The sequence below is a fragment of the Streptomyces sp. MnatMP-M17 genome (assembly GCF_900091995.1).
Taxonomy (GTDB): Bacteria; Actinomycetota; Actinomycetes; order Streptomycetales; family Streptomycetaceae; genus Streptomyces.
This window is the reverse complement of record NZ_FMDK01000475.1, coordinates 1-3,736: the sequence shown is the minus strand read 5'-3', so window position 1 is coordinate 3,736 and position 3,736 is coordinate 1. Positions and strand designations below refer to the sequence as shown.

Sequence of the window (3,736 nt, the reverse complement as noted above, 5' to 3'; positions counted from 1 at the left end):
CGCCGCGGCGATCGCCGCGGCCGACGCCGCCGGCCGCGGCGACGGTTGAGGAATCCGGCCGGACTCGACCGCCTGTCAGTCCATTTGGCGCCGATGCGCCGTACGGCGTCGGGCCGTCCTGGACGACCGTGTCTCACTGTCCCTGCGTGCACGAGTGCTTACTTCCGGTGCCCTGGCCTCTTTGCGGCCACGCTTCTTCGCGGTGCTCCCGACGACTTCACCGGCCGTATCGCCGACGTCCTCGACGGTCTCCCGGACCCCGTGTCCCACATCCTCGACCGCTTCGCCGGCCTCGCGCCCTACGTCCTCGACCGCTTCGCCGGCCCCGTGCCCTACGTCCTCGACCGCTTCGCCGGCGCCTCGGCCGACATACTCGACGGCTCCTCCGGCGCCGTGTCCCACCTCCTCGACGGCGCGGCCCGTGCCACGGCCCAGTTCGCCGACGGCATGACGGGTACCCGTTCCGACCTCCTCGACGGCCGCGCCCACACCTCGCGTCAACTGCTCCAGAATCTCCGGGTTCCGGTCGATCGTCGTCAGTACGCGATTGACGATGGCGGCCACATTGCCGAGCCGGACCTTGAGCTGGGCCTGTGCCTCCACGCCCTTGATGCCGAGTTCCACCTTGCCGAGTTCCACATCGGCGCCCACCTGTAGCTTGAGGAGATCCAGGACCTCGGCCCGCAGTGACACACGCGCGGAGAGGTCCTCGACCTCAAGATTGATCTCATCGATGTTCAGTACCGGCACATCGAGGTAGACGTCCGAGGGGCCCTCGTCCACCATTTCGTCCCCGACCATCTCGTCCGTCGGGTTCTCCTCGGCTTCGAGGCCGCCATACTCGGCTTCGGCGTTTTCGGCGTCGTCCATGATGTCCGCACATCCTCAACGATTCGGCCCCTCAAGCAATTGTCGGCTTCACCGGTGCCGGACGCAATCGACGTTCGACGGCTGAAAAAGACTACAGCCGTGATCATTCCTCATGGAGTCACTCGAATGGCATCACCACGACATGCCGGGCAGAGTGGAGAGAGGAGGCAGGGCCGTCGGCAGGGCTGGTGACTCTCAGGTCGAGCCCGTCGAGCACTCTGTTTTCGCATACCTCATCGCTTACCTCATCAAGGTGCCGGCGCGTAGATCCTCATTGCGGGAAGGGGCGTCCTCCAATGGCAGCCGACGAAGCCACTCTGGCGGGCAGCAAGGAAAGCACGGTCAAGGGAAAGACCACCATCGCCGACTCGGTCGTCGCGTCCATCGCGGGCATCGCGGCCCGGGAGGCATCCGGTGTCTACGCCATGGGCGGAGGCATGTCCCGCGCCATGGGAGCCATGCGCGGCAAGATGCCTGGCTCGGACGACTCCGCCGCTCGCGGTGTGCAAGTGGAAGTCGGTGAGAAGCAGACCGCGATCGATCTGGGCATCGTCGTCGAATACGGCTCACCGATCACCGAGACCGCGGGCAATATCCGGTCGAATGTCTCCGAAGCCGTGGAGAGCATGACCGGACTGGACGTGGTCGAGGTGAACATCGGCGTTCTCGCCGTCCATGTGCCCGGAGCCGACGACGAAGAAGAGAGTGAATCGTCACGCGTGCAGTGAGACGGGACCGTCCGGTGAGGCGGGCGCCGGTCGTAACCGAACAATGTGATCAAAGGTGGCACAGTCATGGATCAGAGAACCAAAGTGGCCCTGGCTTCGGCGGTGCTGGGCGGCTATGTGCTCGGCCGTACGAAGAAAGGCCGGCTCGCTCTGACCGTCGCGACATTTGTGGCGGGCAAGGGCCTCGGCGTCGATCCGAAGCAACTGGTCACCGACGGAGTACGACGCCTGGGAGAGATTCCGGAAGTCGCGGAGTTGCAGGAGCAGGTGCGCGAGGAAGGCATGGACGCGGCGCGAGAGGCTCTCTCGGCCGTGGTCGGCCGGCGTGTGGGCTCGTTGAGCGACTCGATCAGCAGCCGCGCAGTCAACCTCGGTGGGAAACAGGAGGAGCGGGAGGACGAGTACCCGGAGGACCAGTACGAGGACGAGGAGTCCGAGGAGGATACGGAAGACGAACCGCCCTCGGGCCGTCACCGTACTCGGGAGTCCGATGAACTCCGGCGCAAGAAGCGTCAGTCGGGCAGGGCTCCGGGCAAGGGCGCTCCGGCCGGGAGGGAGGCCGGGAAGACAGCCTCCCCGAGGAAGAAGACAGCCTCGCCGAGGAGGAAGGCGGCCAGGACATTCCCTACGCGTGACAGCCGTCGGAGGTAGGCAGCCATGGTGAAGACAGCGGAGAAGGTCCGCGACGCCGGAAGTGCGGTCGTCGGTGGAGTGCGCGGAGAGATCAAGCATTTCGTCGGTATGGAACTGGAGCACGCCGCGGCGAAGGCGGCGGAGAAGCTCAGTGAGAAAGTCTCCGGAGTCACGGAACAGCTCACACAAGTCGCCGAGAGCGGAGGACAGTTGTCCGCCATCGGCTCCCGTGTCCTGCATGGCGAGTCGCCGCTGAAGGCGTTCTTGAGCGAGAAGGCGAAGGCGGCGAAGGACAGTTTCGTCGAGCGGGTGAAGGGTGTCTTCGGCGGAGGGCGCGGCCGGAAGACCGGTGACACGAAGGTCACGAACATCGTTGAATTCATCGATGTGGGAGTACCGCTCCGGACCGCCTACGACCACTGGACGCGGTACGAGAGATTCGGTGCTTTCACCAAGGGCGTCAGCAGTGTGACGAAGAGCGACGACGTGACGAGTGACTGGCGGACCAAGGTCGGTCCTTCGACGCGGAGCTTCAAAGCCACGGTCCAGGAGCAGATACCCGACGACCGTATCGTGTGGACGTCGGAGGGATCGAAGGGCGCGACCCACGGCGCTGTGAGCTTTCATGAACTGGCGCCGAATCTGACCCGGATCGCTCTCGTTGTCGAGTACTACCCCTCAGGGTTCTTCGAGAAGACGGGCAATCTGTGGCGTGCCCAGGGCCGTCGGCTCCGCCTCGACTTCAAGCACTTCCAGCGGTACGTGACGCTCACCGATGAAGATCCCGAGGGCTGGCGCGGCGAAATCAGGGACGGCGAAGTCGTACGTACGCATGAGGAGGCGATGGAGGAGGAAGCGGCGGAGGACGCCGAACTCGACGAAGCCGAAGAAGGGGACGCCGAAGAGGACGGCGCGGAGGGCGAGTCCGAGCACGACGACGAGGTGCCGGCCGCGGACGAGGCGCGGGCCGCGGACGGCTCCGTCAGGAGATGACGGAGCCGTCGCGGCGCCGACCGCGATGTCGCCGCTCCGGCGAAGTCCCGTCCGAAACATCGGCCACGGCCGTCGCGAATTTCACTTCCGTGCCTTTCTCTCCTCTCCTGGATACTTCTGGACACTCCTGGATATGTGTCGCGGAACGCCTGGTGCCCGGCCGGGAAGCCGGTTACGCTGAGCGGCCGGACGGCGGCCCAGGGGGGAAGTCATCATGGCCGGACTGCTTCATGAGCGGCGGTAACACCCATATCGGCAATGTGGCCGAGTACAATCGTCAATTCTTTCCGGCGCAATTCCGCAGCGATCATTTACGGTCGTGGGACATCGAAGGCCATCACTACGCGGGGCTCGCGTTGTTCTATTCGGCCGATCCCGGTCCGGTCTTTCTGCCGCTGCGTTTCGACCGTGCCTGGCTCGACATGCAGCGCGGATATCTGCACTGGCCCCATGTATCGCTCCACTGGACAGCGGGTGAGCCCGGCCTGTCCGATGTGCTCGCCGCCGATCCG

5 protein-coding genes are annotated in these 3,736 nt (G+C 65.2%); 4 read left to right on the top strand and 1 reads right to left on the bottom strand.

Annotated features, from left to right (window positions below; all coding sequences use genetic code 11):
- Nucleotides 1-75: 75 nt before the first annotated feature.
- A complete protein-coding gene (locus tag GA0115259_RS21395; protein ID WP_093599638.1) occupies nt 76-870 on the bottom strand; it encodes a hypothetical protein in 795 nt (264 codons plus the stop codon).
- Nucleotides 871-1,166: 296 nt separating this feature from the next.
- On the opposite strand from GA0115259_RS21395, the gene GA0115259_RS21390 reads away from it, so the two are divergent.
- From GA0115259_RS21390 to GA0115259_RS21375, 4 genes are all read left to right on the top strand, one after another.
- The gene (locus GA0115259_RS21390; RefSeq protein WP_093599635.1) at nt 1,167-1,598 is read left to right on the top strand and encodes an Asp23/Gls24 family envelope stress response protein; all 432 of its coding nucleotides are present in this window, start codon (nt 1,167-1,169) and stop codon (nt 1,596-1,598) included.
- A gap of 66 nt (nt 1,599-1,664) precedes the next feature.
- On the top strand, nt 1,665-2,249 hold the full coding sequence (locus GA0115259_RS21385; protein WP_093599632.1) for a hypothetical protein: 585 nt from the start codon (nt 1,665-1,667) through the stop codon (nt 2,247-2,249).
- A gap of 6 nt (nt 2,250-2,255) precedes the next feature.
- The gene (locus GA0115259_RS21380) at nt 2,256-3,224 is read left to right on the top strand and encodes an SRPBCC family protein (protein WP_093599629.1); all 969 of its coding nucleotides are present in this window, start codon (nt 2,256-2,258) and stop codon (nt 3,222-3,224) included.
- Between the two features lie 230 nt (nt 3,225-3,454).
- Nucleotides 3,455-3,736 (top strand): hypothetical protein (locus GA0115259_RS21375; protein ID WP_141716647.1); only part of this gene is annotated, 282 nt, incomplete at its 3' end.